Here is a 15,156-nt window from a genome sequence, read left to right on the forward strand (position 1 = left end):
CTCAGACCTGCATGTTCATCACATCGGTGTAGGCCTGCACCAGCCGGCTGCGCACCGACAGGGCGGCCTGGAAGCCGATCTGTGATTTCTGCATCGCCACCATCGTCTGCTCCAGGCTGACGGAAGGGTTGTCGAGCTGCAACTCGCGTTGCAGCCGGGACGACTCCAGCTGGCTGTCGCTGACCTGCTTCAGGGCCTGCGTCATGGCGCTCTGGAAGTCGGCTTTCTCGACCGGGCGTGCCTTGGCCAGCGGCGTGCCGTCCGGGGCAAGGCCGGCGCGCGCAACAGCTTGGGAGAAGTCGAAAGGCTTGAGTTTCAGATCCATGGGGCGCCTCCGAAGGGTCGGGGATGCATGGGTCGTCATCTTAGGGAGCAGCGGGGCTCCTGATGGTTGGAACTGCCGGGCGTTCGCGGGGCTTCTCACCCCATGGCCAGGCGGGTGGCTGTCCAACAATCAGGGCGTTCCTATCCAATCGGCCGTCTGAACCACGGTCGAGTTGCTGCCTCGACCATGGACCAAGCTGTCGTTCCTGCTTCTACCCCTCTTCCGCTTGTGCCTGCGGATGCGCCGACCACGGTGGTTGGCAAGCTGACTGCTTTGCCGCCCGCTTCCAAGATGAAGCTCGGGGTGGCGGTGGCCGCCTTGCTGGCCACGGTGGTGGCGATGGTGCTGTGGGCCAACAAGGGCGACTGGAAGGTGCTCTACGCCAACCTGCCCGACAAGGAAGCCGGCGCCATCATTGCGCAGCTGACCCAGATGAACGTGCCGTACAAGCATAGCGAAGGCGGCGGCGCCTTGCTGGTGCCTGCCGAACGCATGTACGACGTGAAGATGAAGCTGGCCGCAGCCGGCCTGCCCAAGGCCCAGGTGGCGGGCAACGAACTGCTCGACAACGCCAAATTCGGCCAGACCGACCGCCAGGAGCGCATGAGCATGCAGCGCGCCCTGGAAGGCGAGCTGGTGCGCACCATCACCAAGCTCGATGGCGTGGAAGAGGCGCGTGTGCACCTGGCGCTGCCGAACCAGAATGGCTTCTTCCGTGAACAGCAAAAGCCCAGTGCCAGCGTGATGCTGACGCTGCACCCCGGCCGCACGCTGGACCGTGGCCAGGCCGCCGCCATCGTGCATCTGGTGTCGTCCAGCGTGCCGGAACTCAATGCCAAATCGGTGAGCGTGCTCGACCAGCGCGGCCAGTTGCTGTCGGGCCCCGGTGAAGACGCCGGCAAGTCGCTCGACGAGCAGCAGCTGCAGTACGTGCGCCAGATCGAGGCCAGCTACCTCAAGCGGGTGCAGGACATCATCGAGCCGGTGGTGGGCCGCGACAACCTGCGCGCCACCGTGGTGGCCGATGTGGATTTCTCGCAGAGCGAAGCCACCTCCGAGCAATACCGCCCCAACCAGGGCAATGAGCCGGCCGCCGTGCGCAGCCAGCAATCGATGGAATCGACCCTGCCGGGCCAGGCTGTGCCGGCCGGCGTGCCGGGTGCTGCCACCAACCAGCCGCCAGTGCCTGCCACGGCTCCGGTGAACGGCGCGGCCGCACCGCTGCAGCCGGCGCAGACCGGCGGCTCGGGCGGCGGCGCCAAGAAGGAAAACGTCACCAACTACGAGGTCGACAAGACCGTGCGGGTGACCCGCAACGCCACCGGCAACGTGCGCCGCATCAATGCCGCGCTGGTGGTGAACCACCGCACCAGCACCGACCCCAAGGGCAAGACCAGCACCGTGCCGCTGACGCCCGAGGAAATGGAGAAGCTGACCGCCCTGGTGCAGGAAGCGGTGGGCTACAACAAGGAGCGTGGTGACTCGGTCAAGGTCATCAATGCGCCATTCCAGATCGAGCCGCCGGCCGCTGGCGACGAGCTGCCTTGGTGGAAGCAAGCCTGGCTGCTGGATCTGCTGCGCACCGGTGCCGTGCCGCTGGCCCTGGCGCTGGTGGCCCTGGGCCTGATCTTCGGCGTCATCAAGCCTTCGGTGATGAGCGCGCTGGCACCGCCGCCACCGCCGCCCGCACCGGCTGAGACCGAGCTGACCGCCATCGAGAACAAGGGCGGGCAATTGAATGCGGTGATCGACGACGAGACCGGCCTGCCGGCGCTCGAAGGGGCCGAGGGCGGCCTGCCAGCCCTCGAAGCACCGCAGGAAAACAGCAAGCTCGAAGCGGCCCGCAAGCTGGCCCGGGAGAACCCGGTGGCGGTGGCCAACATCATGCGTGAGTGGGTTACCGGCGAGCCGGTGGCCTGATCCAGACGAAGACAAAGCAGGCGAGCATCCACATGGCTGGCAAGAACAACGACGACGAAGGCGCGGAAAACGCCGCAATCCTGCTCATGTCGCTGGGCGAGGAGGAGGCGGCCTCCGTCTTCAAGCACCTCGGCCCGAAGGAAGTGCAGAAGCTGGGCGAAACCATCGCCAAGATGAAGATCATTCCGCGCGAGCGCGTGGAGCAGGTGCTCGACAAGTTCACCGAGCTGGCGAAAGAGCAGCACAGCCTGGTGGCCGACACCGACGAATACGTCAAGGCCGTGCTGCGCAAGGCGCTGGGCGACGACAAGGCCAACATGCTGATCGACCGCATCCTGCAGGGCAGCGATGTGAGCGGCATCGAAAGCCTGAAGTGGATGGACGCCGGCTCGGTGGCCGAGCTGCTGCGCAACGAACACCCGCAGATCATTGCCGCCATCCTGGTGCACCTGGACCAGGACCAGGCCTCGTCGGTGCTCAAGCTGTTCACCGAGCGCCAGCGCAATGAAGTGCTGATCCGCATCGCCACGCTCGACGGCATCCAGCCGACCGCGCTGAAGGACCTGAACGAGGTGATGAGCAAGATCCTGGCCGGTGGTGATCGCCTGAAGAAGGCGTCGCTGGGTGGCGTGAAGGCCGCGGCCGAGATCATCAACATGATGGGCTCGTCGGTGGAAACCTCGGCGCTGGACTACATCCGCGAAGCCGACAACGACCTGGCCCAGAAGATCATGGACAACATGTTCACCTTCGAGGACCTGAACAAGCTCGACGACAAGGGCTTCCAGTCGGTGCTGAAGGAAGTGCAGAGCGACTCGCTCATCCTGGCGCTCAAGGGCGCCACCTCCGACCTGCGCGAGAAGGTCTTCCGCAACATGTCCAGCCGTGCCGCCGAAACGCTGCGCGAAGACCTGGAATCGCGCGGTCCGGTGCGTGTGTCTGAAGTGGAAGCCGAGCAGAAGGAAATGCTGAAGATCGTTCGCCGCCTGGTGGACGAAGGTCAGATCGTGCTGGCGTCCGGAGGCGCGGATGACTTCCTCTAAACCCTACGGCCCGCGCCAGGTGCCGCCGCCGCAAGGCACGACACCGCGCGCTGCCAACGCCTATGCGCGCTTCATTCCGCGTGAAGAGCTGCAGGACTTCGCCAGCTGGACGCCCGACGCCTTTGCCGGTGTTTCGCGCCAGCAAGGCGGCCTGAGCGCCCCGGCCCCGCCCAAGCCCGAGCCGGTGGCACCTGAGCCCGTGGTCGAGCCCGCCGGCCCGACCGAGGCCGACTGGCTGACCCGCGTTCAAGAGGCCCGCCAGCAAGGCTGGCACGACGGCCACCGCGACGGCCTGGAGGCCCTGGAAGCCGCCAAGCGCCAGTTTGCCCAGCAGACCAGCGCGCAGATGACCGCGCTGCTGGCCAGCACCGAGGCTCGCCTGGCTGCACTTGAAATCGACATGGCCCAGGCCTTGATGGACAGCGCCGTGATGCTGGCCCGCCAGGTGGTGCGCAGCGAGCTTGCCACGCGCCCCGAGCTGGTGGCGCAGGTGGCGCAGGACGCCGTGGCCGCGCTGATGTTGTCGGCCCGCCAGCTGCGCATGCGCCTGCACCCTGACGACGTGGCGCTGGTGGCGCAGGGCGCGGCCGACGCCTTGAAGTCGCGTGATGTGCTGCTGCTGGCCGATGCGCAGGTGGAGCGCGGTGGTTGCCTGCTGGAATCTGATCTCGGCCGGGTGGATGCCCGGATCGAGCAACGCTGGATGCAGGCCGCAGCCGTGTTCAACGCACCGGTGGCCTGGGAGGCGCCGATGGCTGCGCCCGACGCTTTGCCTGAAGTGGCGCCGGACCTCGTGAACGGCGTTGTGGACGCCATTGCGAATGACGTTGCCACGGACGTTGCGAATGACACCACGCTGGAGGCCGCCCCATGAGCGCCCAGCGTCGCGCCGAGAACCCTGTCACGCCGGCTGAGCGCTGGCCGCGTTTCCTGCAGGACATGCGCCACTACGCCGCCCTGCCACGCCCGCTGGAGATGGAAGGCACGCTGGTGCGCGTCACCGGGCTGGTGCTGGAAGCCGCCGGCGTGCGTGCGCCCGTGGGCGCCGTGTGCTCGGTCAACATGCCGGGCGACAAGCCGGTGACGGCCGAGGTGGTGGGCTTCAATGGCGACCGCGCCTACCTGATGCCCACCGGCGAGCTGCATGGCCTGGCCAGCGGTGCCCGCGTGGTGCCGCTGCCGGTGGCCCAGGTGGCCCCGCGCCTGGGCGTTGACAACCACCCCTGGCGCCGCAGCGAAGACCGCGGCCTGCACCTGCCGATGGGCGACGGCCTGCTGGGTCGCGTGGTGGACGCCCACGGCCAGCCGATGGACCGTGGCGGCCCGATCGAGCAGGTGCACAACGAGCCGATGGTGCGCCGCGCCATCAACGCCATGGACCGCGACCCCGTGCGCCAGCCGCTGGACACTGGCGTGCGGGCCATCAATGCGCTGCTCACCGTGGGCCGTGGCCAGCGACTGGGCCTGTTCGCCGGCACCGGCGTCGGCAAGTCGGTGCTGCTGGGCATGATGGCGCGCTACACCGCCGCCGACGTGATCGTCGTCGGGCTGATCGGTGAGCGGGGCCGTGAAGTCAAGGAATTCATCGAAGATATCCTCGGCGACGAGGGCCTGAAGCGCGCCGTGGTGGTGGCCGCGCCCGCTGATGCGCCGCCGCTGGTGCGCATGCAGGGCGCCAGCTACGCCACCGCCATTGCCGAACACTTCCGTGACCGCGGCCAGCATGTGCTGCTGCTGATGGATTCGCTCACCCGTTACGCCATGGCCCAGCGTGAAATTGCGCTCGCCATCGGTGAGCCGCCCGCCACCAAGGGTTACCCGCCCAGCTGCTTTGCCAAGCTGCCGCAGCTGGTGGAACGCTCGGGCAACGGCCTGAACGGCGTGGGCTCGATCACCGCGTTCTACACAGTGCTGACTGAAGGCGACGATCCGCAGGATCCGATCGCCGATGCGGCCCGAGGCATTCTCGACGGCCACATCGTGCTCTCGCGCGAGCTCGCTGAAAGCGGCCACTTCCCGGCCATCGACGTGGAGAAATCCATCTCCCGCGTGATGAACGCCGTGGCCCCGCGTGAGCACCTCGAAGGCGCCCGGCGTGCCCGCCAGTGGCTCTCGAAATTCAACCGCGCCCGCGACCTGATCCAGCTGGGCGCCTATGTGCCCGGCGCTGACCCGGAGCTGGACGCCGCCGTGCGCGTGAACCCGCCATTGATGGCCTTGCTGCAGCAAGACATGCACGACGGCGCCAGCCTGATCGCCAGCAGCCAGCAGCTGCTGCGGCTGAACCCGTCAGCGTGAGCACTGATACCACCGAGGAGCCGCGATGGACCGCCAGCACACCATGCAGATCCTGATCGAGCGCGAGACCCGCAAGCGGGATGACGCGCTGGCGGCCTGGCGCGACGCCCAGCGTGCGGCCGAGAACGCCAGCCAGCAGGCCGATTCGTTGGTGCAGTACCGCGAGGAATACCGCAATCGCTGGTCGGCGCAATTTGCCAAGTCAGCGCCGATCGAGATCGTGCGCTGCTACCACGGCTTCGTGCAGCGGCTGGACCAGGCCATCACCACCCAGCAAGCCACCGCGCGGCAGACCGCTGACCGCGTGGCCGCCGCACTGAAGGTGCTGCGCCACCGCGAGATGAAGCTGGCCACCGTGCGTCGCCTGATCGAGCGCCGGCAGCAGGCCGCGCTGCAGGTGGCCCAGCGCCGCGAACAGAAGACATTCGATGAAGCCGCCCAGCGGCTGGGCCGGGCTGCCCGTGGCGGCCTGGCTGCCAACTGAACCTCCTGAAGTACCGAGGACACGATATGCCCGTCGACGCCAGCTCCCCCATCGCCCCCGTCAAGCCCGTCGGCCACCGCCATGGCCCGCGCCGCCAGGAAGGGGCCGACAACGCGGCCCAGGCCGCCAGCTTCGCCAAGTTGCTCAAGGGCCACACCGACGCCGCCGCCGATGACGCGCGCGCCGACAGTGGCCAGGGCGCCAAGGCGCGCGCCGATGATGCGCAGGGCGACAAGGAGAGCGACATCAATCCGGACGCGCAGGCCGCCAGCAACGCCGCCAAGCCCGCCGACACCGCCAGACCCGATGACGCGACTGCACAGCCCGCCTGGTGGCGCAGCCTGCAGCTGCCGCCGGTTGACGCGCAGGCCGGCACCAGCAACGCCGAAGGCGAGGGCGACGCGCTGGACGCGCTGAAAGACACCGCCGCACACGGCAAGGGCGGCCGACATGGCTTGCGCGCCGATGCCGGCCTGGAATCAGCCCGTGGCCAGGCCGACACTGAAGAGACCAGCCTGCAGCGCGACAAACCCGTGTTCCGCCTGCCCGACGCAGGTGAAGCGGCCGGTGAAGCCGCTGCGGAGGCCAGCCGCGCCCGCACTGACGAGCAGCCGGTGAGCCTGCCCGCCAGCGACGGCAACCTGCCCAGCCTCGGCGCCGTGGTGGACCCGTCTGCCCGCGCCCAGCACGACAGCACGCCGGCCGTGGAGACGCCGAAGCCCACGGCCGAAGCCAGCCTCCCGATGCCGCCCGAGCACCCGGCCTTTCCGCAGGCGCTGGGCGTGCAGCTCAGCACCTGGCTGCAGGACGGCGTGGAGCATGCGCGCCTGGAACTGCATCCGCGTGAGCTGGGTCCGATTGAAGTGCGCATTGCCGTGGCCGACGGCCAGACCCGGATCGACCTGGGCGCTGACGTGGCCAGCACCCGCGCCGCCTTGAGTGAGGCCTTATCACAACTGGCGGAAGCGCTGGGCGAGGTCGGCCTGTCGCTGAGTGGTGGCAGCGTGAGCGACCAGAGCCGGCAGAACGCGCAGGGCCAGGGCCAGTCGTCGGCCCAGGCCCGTGCCGCCTCTGACAACCGCGACGCCCGGGACGGCCTGGGCGGGCGGGGCGGCTTCAGTGGCCTGCCCGCCGTGCCCGCTGCCGCCGTGAGGCGCCAGGGCCTGCTCGACCTCTACGCCTGAAGCCGGGTGATCCGGCCACAGAGTGGCCCGGTTTACCCCGCTTTTCACGGCTTCGCCCAAGGGGGCGGCTCCCAATAATCAGCGCATCAGGATGCCAAATCGTTCGCACTCGGCCGAGCGGGCATCCCTCTTACGCAAGGAGTCGCCATGTCTGCAGCCGCACCCGCCGCACCCGCCGGTGATGCCGCGCCCCCGAAGGGCAAGAAGAAGATGATCATCATCATTGCCGCCGTGCTCGTGCTGGCACTGGTGGGTGGTGGTGCGTTCTTCATGATGAAGAAGAAGGCCGCTGACGAAGAGGCGGCCGCCGGTGAAGACGGCGAAGAAACCGCGCACGTCGAGAAGAAGGAAAAGAAGAAGGAAAAGAAGAAGGACGACAAGCACAGCTTGCCGGCCTTCGTGCCGCTCGAGAACTTCGTGGTGAACCTCGCCGACCGCGACGCCGACCGCTATGCGCAGATCGGCATCACGCTGGAGGTGGAAGACGCCAAGGCGGGCGACACCATCAAGGCCTACATGCCGGCCATCCGCAACAACATCCTGCTGCTGCTCTCGCACAAGACTTCGGCCGACATGACCCAGCCTGACGGCAAGGAAAAGCTGGCCCGCCAGATCCTGCGCGTCGCGGTGCAGCCGATGCACATCGAACTCGAGGACGAGGACGAGGAGCCGCCGCCGCCAGGGTCGAAGAAGAAGAAGCGCAACTACGACTCGATCGACGACTCGCCGATCAAGTCCGTGCAGTTCTCGTCGTTCATCATCCAGTGAACGGCAGCGCCCGCATCCAGCGACCACAGGGTGCCCGCCCATGAACCAGCAAATTCTTTCCCAGGATGAAGTGGATGCCCTGCTGCAGGGCATCACCGGCGAGAGCCAGAAGCTCGAGCAGGAAGAAGCGCCCACCGGTGGTATCCGCACGTACGACCTGGCCAGCCAGGAGCGCATCGTCCGGGGCCGCATGCCGACGATGGAAATCATCGGCGAGCGCTTTGCACGCAACATCCGCGTGGGCCTGTTCAACCTCATCCGCAAGAGCCCGGAAGTCTCGATCGGCGGCATCAAGGTGCAGAAGTACAGCGCCTTCCTGCGCGAGATCGTGGTGCCCACCAACTTCAACATCGTCCAGGTGCGGCCATTGCGCGGCTCGGGCCTGATCGTGTGTGATCCGAGCATCGTGTTCGCCGTCATCGACTCGCTGTTCGGCGGCGCCGGCAAGTTCCACACCCGCATCGAAGGCCGTGATTTCTCGGCCACCGAGCAGCGCGTCATCCAGCGCCTGGTCGAGACCATCATCGCCGAGTACAAGCGGGCCTGGCACGGCATCTATCCGCTGGAGCTGGAATACCAGCGCTCGGAGATGCAGCCGCAGTTCGCCAACATCGCCACGCCGAGTGAAATCGTGGTGGCCACCTCGTTCACGCTGGAAATCGGCGACACCTCGGGCTCGGTGCACTTCTGCATTCCGTACTCGACGCTGGAGCCCATCCGGGACGTGCTGTATTCGTCGATGCAGGGCGACTCGGTCGAACCTGACCACCGCTGGATCACCTTGCTGAAAGAGCAGATCCAGTCGGCCGAAGTGGACCTGGTGGCCGAGCTGGGCACTGCCCCGGCCACGGTGGAGCAGCTGCTGGCGCTGAAGCCGGGCGACTTCATCGAGCTCGACCTCGAGCCCATGATCCAGGCCAAGGTGGACGGGGTTCCTGTTTTTGACTGCCACTACGGCACCTCCGATGGCAACTACGCCATCAAGATCGATCGCATGCTGACCGGCTCCACCCTGGGCTGGCTGGGAGATACCAATGCCCAATGACGCCGCACCTTCCGAACAAGACGACATGGCCGATGCCTGGGCCGCGGCCCTGGCTGAATCCAAGGGCCCGGACGTGGCCAGTGAGGTGGCCGCCCCGGCCGAGCAGGTGTCGCCGGCCTCGTTCACCAACTTCTCGCCCACCGGCGTGAGCGCGGGCAACGCCAACGACATCAACATGATCCTGGACATCCCTGTCCAGCTGACGGTGGAGTTGGGCCGCACTCGCATCCCGATCAAGAACATCCTCCAGCTGGCCCAGGGCTCGGTGGTGGAGCTCGACGCACTGGCCGGTGAGCCGATGGACGTGCTGGTCAACGGCTTCCTCATTGCCCAGGGCGAGGTGGTGGTGGTGAACGACAAGTTCGGTATCCGCCTCACCGACATCGTCACGCCGAGCGAGCGCATGCGGCGCCTGAGCCGGCTGTGACCTGCCTGCTGCCTGCTGCCTGCTGCGTCTGATCTCTGAAAGCATTGAATGAACTTCTCTTCGCTGACCCCGCTGCTGGCCCTGGTGGCCGTGGTGCTGGCCATTCCGGCCGTGCTGTGGCTGCTGCGCCGCGGCGGCCTGGGTGGCCCGGGCCAGGCCGGCCTGCTGCGCCATGTGGCCAGCCTGTCGCTGTCGCCCTCGCAACGCGTGGTGATCGTCGAACTCAACACCGGTGCCGCAGGCCAGTGGCTGGTGCTGGGCGTGAGCCCTGACCGCATCACCAACCTGACCACGCTGGCCGCCCCCGACCAGGTGCCCGAAGCGCTGCGCAGCCCGCATGCCGACCCGGTGCAGCAGCTCATCCACCGCTGGCGCACCAGCAACAACCCCGGGGGCGCGAATGACGACGCGCGCTGACACCGTGAAGGCCACCCGACACATCGCCCGCAGCCTGGCCGTGGTGGCCCTTGCCGCCGTGGCCGTGGCCCTGCCACTGCATGCCGGCGCACAGCCCGTGCCGCCGAGCGGGCCGGTGCTGCCCCTGATGGTGGGGCAGGGCGCCGGTGGCAACAGCTACTCGGTGCCGGTGCAGACGCTGCTGTTCTTCACGGCGCTGTCCTTCCTGCCGGCGGTGCTGCTGCTGATGACGGGCTTCACCCGCATCGTCATCGTGCTGTCGCTCCTGCGCCAGGCCATGGGCACGCAGGCCGCGCCGCCCAACCAGGTCATCATCGGCCTGAGCCTGTTCCTGACCTTCTTCGTCATGTCGCCCACGCTGGACAAGGTGTATGAAACCGCCTGGGCGCCGTACTCGACCAACCAGATCGACTTCACCGAAGCGCTCAAGCGTGGTGAGGGGCCGATGCGCACCTTCATGCTCAAGCAGACGCGCCAGTCGGATGTGCAGCTGTTCGCCTCGCTGGCCAAGCTCGACCCCGCCGTGAAGGGCGAGGACGTGCCGCTGAAGGTGCTGGTGCCGGCCTTCGTGACGAGCGAGCTGAAGACCGCTTTCCAGATCGGCTTCCTGATCTTCATTCCCTTCCTGATCATCGACATGATCGTGGCCAGCGTGCTGATGTCGCTGGGCATGATGATGCTGTCACCCGTGCTGGTGGCGCTGCCTTTCAAGCTCATGCTGTTTGTGCTGGCCGATGGCTGGAACCTGCTGCTGGGCTCGCTGGCTGCCAGCTTTGCCACCTGACGAGACGAGGCCTTCATGGATTCCTCCCAAGTGTTCACCATCGGTCAGCATGGCCTGTGGATGTTGCTGACGGTGTCGGCCCCGATGCTGATTGCGGTGCTGGTGGTGGGGGTGCTGGTCAGCATCTTCCAGGCCGCCACCCAGATCAATGAAGCCACGCTGACGTTTGTGCCCAAGCTGGTGTCGGCGGTGGCGGTGATGGCGATTGCCGGCCCGTGGATGATGACCACGCTGATTGATTACCTGCGCAGCATGCTGCTGTCGATCCCGACGGCCGCGGCCGGCTGAACCAGCGAAGGCCGCGCCGGGTGATCACGATTTCCGAAGCCCAGCTGCTGGCCTGGATCACGCCGGTGATCTGGCCCTCCCTGCGGGTGCTGGCGCTGTTCCAGACCATGCCGGTGCTGGGCCAGCGCACGGTGCCGGCGCGGGTGCGCATCTGTCTGTCGATGCTGGTGGCCTTGTCGGCATCAGGCCTGGTGCCGCCGATCGAGCCGGTGCCGCTGGATTCGGCCGTGGCGGTGTTGCTGGCGGTGCAGCAGGTGCTGATCGGCGTGACGATCGGCTTCGCGGTGCGGCTGGTGTTTGCGGCGGTCGAGTTCGCTGGCGAGATTGCCGGCCTGCAGATGGGCATGAACTTCTCGGGCTTCTTCGATCCGATTTCGGCCACGCAGGCCACGGCCTCCAGCCGCTTCTTCGGCACGCTGGTGGCCTTCCTGTTCATCGTGGTGAACGGCCACCTCACGGTCATCCAGGCCGTGGTGCAAAGCCTGATCGCCTTCCCGGTATCGCCCGAGCCCTTTGCGTTCCTGAAGGCCACGATGCCCCACCAGTGGGGCGCACAGATCTTCAGCATGGGCTTGTGGATCGCGATGCCGATGATCGCCATGCTGCTGTTCGTCAACCTGGTGCTGGGCGTGATCTCACGCGTGGCACCGCAATCCAACATCTTCTCGCTCGGCTTTCCCATCACCATGGGCGTGGGCCTGGTCGGCATGATGGCGATGCTGCCGATGATGCAGACACCGTTCATCGTGACGCTGGAGAAGATGTTGAAGATCTTCCAGCCGTGACCGACCTGCGCGGCTGCTCCGCCCTGATCATCGATTCCAGCCCGACCTCGCGCAGCGTGATGGCCACGCAACTCCGCGAGTTCGGCATGGCCCAGCCCGCCCAGTGCGGCCGGGCCAGCGAAGCGCGCAAGCTGCTGGAGCGCCATAGCTATGACGTGGTGCTCTGCGAGATGGATTTCCAGAGCGTGAACGTGGGCGATGGCTCACGCGCGCAAAGCGGGCCCGAGCTGCTCGACGAGCTGCGCCGCGCCAACCTGCTGCCCTGGTCCACCGTGTTCATCATGGTGACTGGTGAGCGAACCTATGCCAAGGTGGCCGAGGCCGCCGAATCAGCGCTCGACAGCTACCTGATCAAGCCGTTCACGGCCCAGGCGCTGCAAGACCGCGTGGCCCAGTCGCGCCGTCGCAAGCTGGCGCTGGAGCCCATCTACGCCGCCGTCGACAAGGGTGACTTCGAGCAGGCCGCCAAGCTGTGCACGGTGTGTTTCCATGCCCGTGCGCCGTACTGGCTGTATGCCGCGCGTTTAGGTGCAGAGCTGCTGCTGCGGCTGGACATGCACGCGGCTGCCCGCCACCTGCTGGATGAAGTGGTGAAGCACCAGGCCTTGCCGTGGGCGCGCCTGGGCATTGCCCGCGCCCAGTTGGGCCAGCAGCAGGTGACGCCCGCACTGCGCACGCTCGAAAGCCTGATCGCCCAGGAGCCGACGTTTGCCGACGCCTATGACGTGATGGGTCGTACCCAGATGGCCCTCGGCCAGATCGATGCCGCCGTGGCCACCTACCAGCGCGCCGCAGATCTGACACCGGGAGCGATTCGCCGTCAGCAGAAGCTCGGCATGCTCGCCTTCTACAACGGTGATCTGGAAACAGCGGCCAAGTCGCTGGACAAGGCCGTGGTGCTGGGCCAGGACTCCAAGCTGTTTGACCTGCAGGTGCTGGTGCTGCTGGCCATCGTGCGGTTCCGCCAGCGCGACGCCAAGGGTCTGTCGCGCTGCAAGACCGAATTGCAGCGCGTGCTGGACCGCGTGCCGGGCAGCCCACGTCTGCAGCGCTTCCGCAGCGTGATGGAGGTGCTGGAGCTGATGCTGCAGCGCCAGGTGGGCCAGGTGGTCGAGCGCCTGAAGCGCATGTCGGCGGCAATACACACGCCTGACTTCGACATCGAGGCGGCCTGCAATCTGCTCAGCCTCTTGTCACAGCTGGCCGAGGCCGAACTGAACCTGCCGGACGCCGAGCTGTGGGTGCAGCGCATTGCTCGCCGCTTCGTTGGCGCACGCGGCATCACCGAGTTGCTGGTGACGGTGTCGCAATCGCACCCGGCGCATGCCGAAGTGATGCGGGCCGAGCACCAGCACATCGCCGCGCTGGCCGAGAAAGCCATGATGTTCAGCCTCTCCGGCGCACCGGACCGTGCGGTGGCCGCCCTGCTGGCGCATGGCCGCAGCACGCTGAACCTGAAGTTCGTGGAAACCGCCCAGGGCCTGGTCAACAACTACGCTGACGCCCTGCCGGATCTGCCCGCCTTGCAGCAGGAGCTGCAGGCGGTGCGGCAGCTGGCTGGACAGCGCCCCAGCACCGCCGTGCCGGTGGGCCTGGACGATGACGGGGCAGGGCGCTTGCGCCTGCGCACCAAGAGCCCGGCGCATCGCCGCCAGGTGGGCAGGCCGCCGCCCGCCATCCCGGCGTCGGCGGCCTGAAGCCCTCACCCGATCAGGGTGCGGGTGCCGGAGCCGACGGGCGTGCCGGGGTCTGGCTGGCGGTGGTCACCTGCACCACGCCGTTGCGCACTTGCCAGGCGCTGGACATGTGCTGTGCCGAGCTGATGCTGGTCACGGTGTCGAGGTGCCAGTACTCGGTCACCACGCGGTCGCGGTTGATGTCGAGCAGCATGTAGCCGCGCTGGTTCAGGTCGATGTACTTGAAGTGCGGGTTCTGGCTCTTCAGGTACGCGGCCGTGCTGCCTTGCGGGTCATTCACACCCGGCGACGTGACGGACGTGCCGACAAACTCGACCGCCAGCGCGCCCTGGCCGGTGGCCGGGTTGTAGCCGCCGGTGGTCACGTCCGCGTTGTTCGGATCTTGCGTGAGCTCAGCCACCCACGAGCTGTGGATGTCGCCGGTCAGCACCAACAGGTTGCCGATGGGGGCGCCACCGTCGCTGCCCTTGATGGCGGCGTAGATGCGGTCACGGGCTGGCTGGTAGCCGTCCCACTGGTCGGAGTTCAGGAAGGCGCCGCCACCGGCCGAATTCGGTGCGCCTTGGGCCTTCAGCTGCGCAAACATCACGCCCTGGCCCAGCAGCTTCCAGCGGGCCGGCGAGTTGCGCAGGCCCTTGATCAGCCACTTCTCCTGTGCATCGCCCAGCAGGGTGCGGGTCGGGTCGGTGAACGGGCCGGCCTGCACAAACACCTTGCCCAGCGGTGAATCAATGGTGGCCGGCAATTGCTGGCTGCGGGCGCCAAGGCGCTCTTCCAGCATCGTCAGGTCGACCAGGTCGCCGAACAGGAAGCGGCGGTTGTCCTTGCGCGGGTCCTTCTTGCTGACCATGCGCACCGGCATCCACTCGAAGTAGGCCTGCAGGGCCGCAGCCACGCGGGCCGGCCATTCACCTTCAGTGCCCGGGGTGTGGTTCTGGGCGCCGGCGTTGTAGGCGTCGTTGGCGGTTTCGTGGTCGTCCCAGATGGCAACCATCGGGTGCTGGCGGTGCATTTCCTGGGCGTCGGCATCACGCTTGTACTGGGCGTGGCGCTGGCGATAGTCTTCCAGGCTGACGATCTCGTGCGCGGGCTCACACGCGCGCAGGCTGCCGTACTGGCCGCTGCCGTATTCATACAGGTAGTCGCCCAGGTGCACGACCAGGTCCAGGTCGGCGCGCTCGGCAATGCGGCGGTAGGCATTGAAGTAGCCGTAGGCGAAGTTCGAGCAGCTGACCACGGCCATGCGGAGCTGGTCCACCGTGCCGACCGGCAGCGTGCGGGTGCGGCCGATGGGCGAGACCGACTTGCCCACGCTGAAGGCGTAGTAGTAGGTGGTGCCAGGTTGCAGGCCGTCGACGTCGATCTTGACCGTGCAGTCCTGGCCCACGTCGGTACGGGTGGTGCCGCTGCGCACGACTTGGGTCATGGCGGGGTCGAGGGCCACGGTGTAGTTCACGGCGAAGCGCTCGCGCGGCTTGGTCAGCGTCACGCGGGTCCAGAGGATGACGCGGTCGGACAGCGGATCACCACTGGCCACGCCATGCTGGAACTCGCCCTTGGCAGCTTCGGCTGCACCCGGCAGCAGCGGGCCGACAGCGGCCATGGCCACGGCGGCGGCGCCTGAGCGCTTGAAGAAATCGCGACGATGCGGGCCCGGGCGGGCGGGTGGCAATTGGCTGGGGCGGCCCATG

The 15,156-nt window shown here is 67.3% G+C and carries 16 protein-coding genes; 14 read left to right on the forward strand and 2 right to left on the reverse strand.

What is annotated here, in order from left to right:
• Position 1: 1 nt before the first annotated feature.
• The gene (gene fliE / locus AACH00_RS15075) at positions 2-325 is read right to left on the reverse strand and encodes a flagellar hook-basal body complex protein FliE (protein WP_341399990.1); all 324 of its coding nucleotides are present in this window, start codon (positions 323-325) and stop codon (positions 2-4) included.
• Between the two features lie 186 nt (positions 326-511).
• Between fliE and fliF the strand changes: the two genes are divergently transcribed.
• From fliF to AACH00_RS15145, 14 genes are all read left to right on the forward strand, one after another.
• Positions 512-2,245, forward strand: coding sequence for a flagellar basal-body MS-ring/collar protein FliF (gene fliF / locus AACH00_RS15080; RefSeq protein WP_423221944.1), 1,734 nt, complete (start codon positions 512-514; stop codon positions 2,243-2,245).
• A 32-nt stretch (positions 2,246-2,277) separates the two neighbouring features.
• Positions 2,278-3,288, forward strand: a complete 1,011-nt coding sequence (gene fliG, locus AACH00_RS15085; protein WP_341399992.1) for a flagellar motor switch protein FliG — start codon at positions 2,278-2,280, stop codon at positions 3,286-3,288.
• Positions 3,275-4,162 (forward strand): FliH/SctL family protein, encoded by an 888-nt coding sequence (locus AACH00_RS15090; RefSeq protein ID WP_341399993.1) that lies wholly within the window; start codon positions 3,275-3,277, stop codon positions 4,160-4,162. Before fliG ends, AACH00_RS15090 begins: the two co-directional genes overlap by 14 nt.
• The gene (gene fliI, locus AACH00_RS15095; RefSeq protein WP_423221945.1) at positions 4,159-5,586 is read left to right on the forward strand and encodes a flagellar protein export ATPase FliI; all 1,428 of its coding nucleotides are present in this window, start codon (positions 4,159-4,161) and stop codon (positions 5,584-5,586) included. Before AACH00_RS15090 ends, fliI begins: the two co-directional genes overlap by 4 nt.
• A gap of 25 nt (positions 5,587-5,611) precedes the next feature.
• Positions 5,612-6,070 carry a flagellar export protein FliJ gene (gene fliJ / locus AACH00_RS15100; RefSeq protein ID WP_341399994.1) on the forward strand — a complete coding sequence of 153 codons (459 nt, stop codon included), beginning with the start codon at positions 5,612-5,614 and terminating at the stop codon, positions 6,068-6,070.
• 26 nt (positions 6,071-6,096) lie between these two features.
• Positions 6,097-7,254, forward strand: coding sequence for a flagellar hook-length control protein FliK (locus AACH00_RS15105; RefSeq protein ID WP_341399995.1), 1,158 nt, complete (start codon positions 6,097-6,099; stop codon positions 7,252-7,254).
• A 147-nt stretch (positions 7,255-7,401) separates the two neighbouring features.
• Entirely contained in the window at positions 7,402-8,022 is a 621-nt protein-coding gene (locus AACH00_RS15110; RefSeq protein WP_341399996.1) for a flagellar basal body-associated FliL family protein, read from the forward strand.
• 40 nt (positions 8,023-8,062) lie between these two features.
• A complete protein-coding gene (fliM, locus tag AACH00_RS15115) occupies positions 8,063-9,067 on the forward strand; it encodes a flagellar motor switch protein FliM (protein WP_341399997.1) in 1,005 nt (334 codons plus the stop codon).
• A complete protein-coding gene (fliN, locus tag AACH00_RS15120) occupies positions 9,057-9,494 on the forward strand; it encodes a flagellar motor switch protein FliN (protein WP_341399998.1) in 438 nt (145 codons plus the stop codon). The genes fliM and fliN overlap by 11 nt, the downstream gene beginning before the upstream one ends.
• Positions 9,495-9,542: 48 nt before the next feature.
• Complete coding sequence (locus AACH00_RS15125; RefSeq protein ID WP_341399999.1) at positions 9,543-9,911, forward strand: FliO/MopB family protein; 369 nt, start codon at positions 9,543-9,545, stop codon at positions 9,909-9,911.
• Positions 9,895-10,695 (forward strand): flagellar type III secretion system pore protein FliP, encoded by an 801-nt coding sequence (gene fliP, locus AACH00_RS15130; protein ID WP_341400000.1) that lies wholly within the window; start codon positions 9,895-9,897, stop codon positions 10,693-10,695. Before AACH00_RS15125 ends, fliP begins: the two co-directional genes overlap by 17 nt.
• 15 nt (positions 10,696-10,710) lie before the next feature.
• Positions 10,711-10,983, forward strand: coding sequence for a flagellar biosynthesis protein FliQ (gene fliQ, locus AACH00_RS15135; protein ID WP_341400001.1), 273 nt, complete (start codon positions 10,711-10,713; stop codon positions 10,981-10,983).
• A 20-nt stretch (positions 10,984-11,003) separates the two neighbouring features.
• Positions 11,004-11,768, forward strand: coding sequence for a flagellar biosynthetic protein FliR (gene fliR, locus AACH00_RS15140; protein WP_341400002.1), 765 nt, complete (start codon positions 11,004-11,006; stop codon positions 11,766-11,768).
• Positions 11,765-13,465, forward strand: a complete 1,701-nt coding sequence (locus AACH00_RS15145) for a response regulator (RefSeq protein WP_341400003.1) — start codon at positions 11,765-11,767, stop codon at positions 13,463-13,465. Before fliR ends, AACH00_RS15145 begins: the two co-directional genes overlap by 4 nt.
• Positions 13,466-13,478: 13 nt before the next feature.
• Here AACH00_RS15145 and AACH00_RS15150 read toward each other — a convergent pair whose 3' ends face one another.
• Entirely contained in the window at positions 13,479-15,155 is a 1,677-nt protein-coding gene (locus AACH00_RS15150) for an alkaline phosphatase D family protein (protein ID WP_341400004.1), read from the reverse strand.
• Position 15,156: the final 1 nt, after the last annotated feature.

Source organism: Ideonella margarita (assembly GCF_038066635.1).
In the GTDB taxonomy this organism is placed as follows: domain Bacteria; phylum Pseudomonadota; class Gammaproteobacteria; order Burkholderiales; family Burkholderiaceae_C; genus Ideonella; species Ideonella margarita.

Excerpts from the sequence above, each read along its gene's own strand:
- fliE (WP_341399990.1), bottom strand. The coding sequence starts at position 325 with ATGGATCTGAAACTCAAGCCTTTCGACTTCTCCCAAGCTGTTGCGCGC.
- fliF (WP_423221944.1), top strand. The coding sequence starts at position 512 with ATGGACCAAGCTGTCGTTCCTGCTTCTACCCCTCTTCCGCTTGTGCCT.
- fliG (WP_341399992.1), top strand. The coding sequence starts at position 2,278 with ATGGCTGGCAAGAACAACGACGACGAAGGCGCGGAAAACGCCGCAATC.
- AACH00_RS15090 (WP_341399993.1), top strand. The coding sequence starts at position 3,275 with ATGACTTCCTCTAAACCCTACGGCCCGCGCCAGGTGCCGCCGCCGCAA.
- fliI (WP_423221945.1), top strand. The coding sequence starts at position 4,159 with ATGAGCGCCCAGCGTCGCGCCGAGAACCCTGTCACGCCGGCTGAGCGC.
- fliJ (WP_341399994.1), top strand. The coding sequence starts at position 5,612 with ATGGACCGCCAGCACACCATGCAGATCCTGATCGAGCGCGAGACCCGC.
- AACH00_RS15105 (WP_341399995.1), top strand. The coding sequence starts at position 6,097 with ATGCCCGTCGACGCCAGCTCCCCCATCGCCCCCGTCAAGCCCGTCGGC.
- AACH00_RS15110 (WP_341399996.1), top strand. The coding sequence starts at position 7,402 with ATGTCTGCAGCCGCACCCGCCGCACCCGCCGGTGATGCCGCGCCCCCG.
- fliM (WP_341399997.1), top strand. The coding sequence starts at position 8,063 with ATGAACCAGCAAATTCTTTCCCAGGATGAAGTGGATGCCCTGCTGCAG.
- fliN (WP_341399998.1), top strand. The coding sequence starts at position 9,057 with ATGCCCAATGACGCCGCACCTTCCGAACAAGACGACATGGCCGATGCC.
- AACH00_RS15125 (WP_341399999.1), top strand. The coding sequence starts at position 9,543 with ATGAACTTCTCTTCGCTGACCCCGCTGCTGGCCCTGGTGGCCGTGGTG.
- fliP (WP_341400000.1), top strand. The coding sequence starts at position 9,895 with ATGACGACGCGCGCTGACACCGTGAAGGCCACCCGACACATCGCCCGC.
- fliQ (WP_341400001.1), top strand. The coding sequence starts at position 10,711 with ATGGATTCCTCCCAAGTGTTCACCATCGGTCAGCATGGCCTGTGGATG.
- AACH00_RS15150 (WP_341400004.1), bottom strand. The coding sequence starts at position 15,155 with ATGGGCCGCCCCAGCCAATTGCCACCCGCCCGCCCGGGCCCGCATCGT.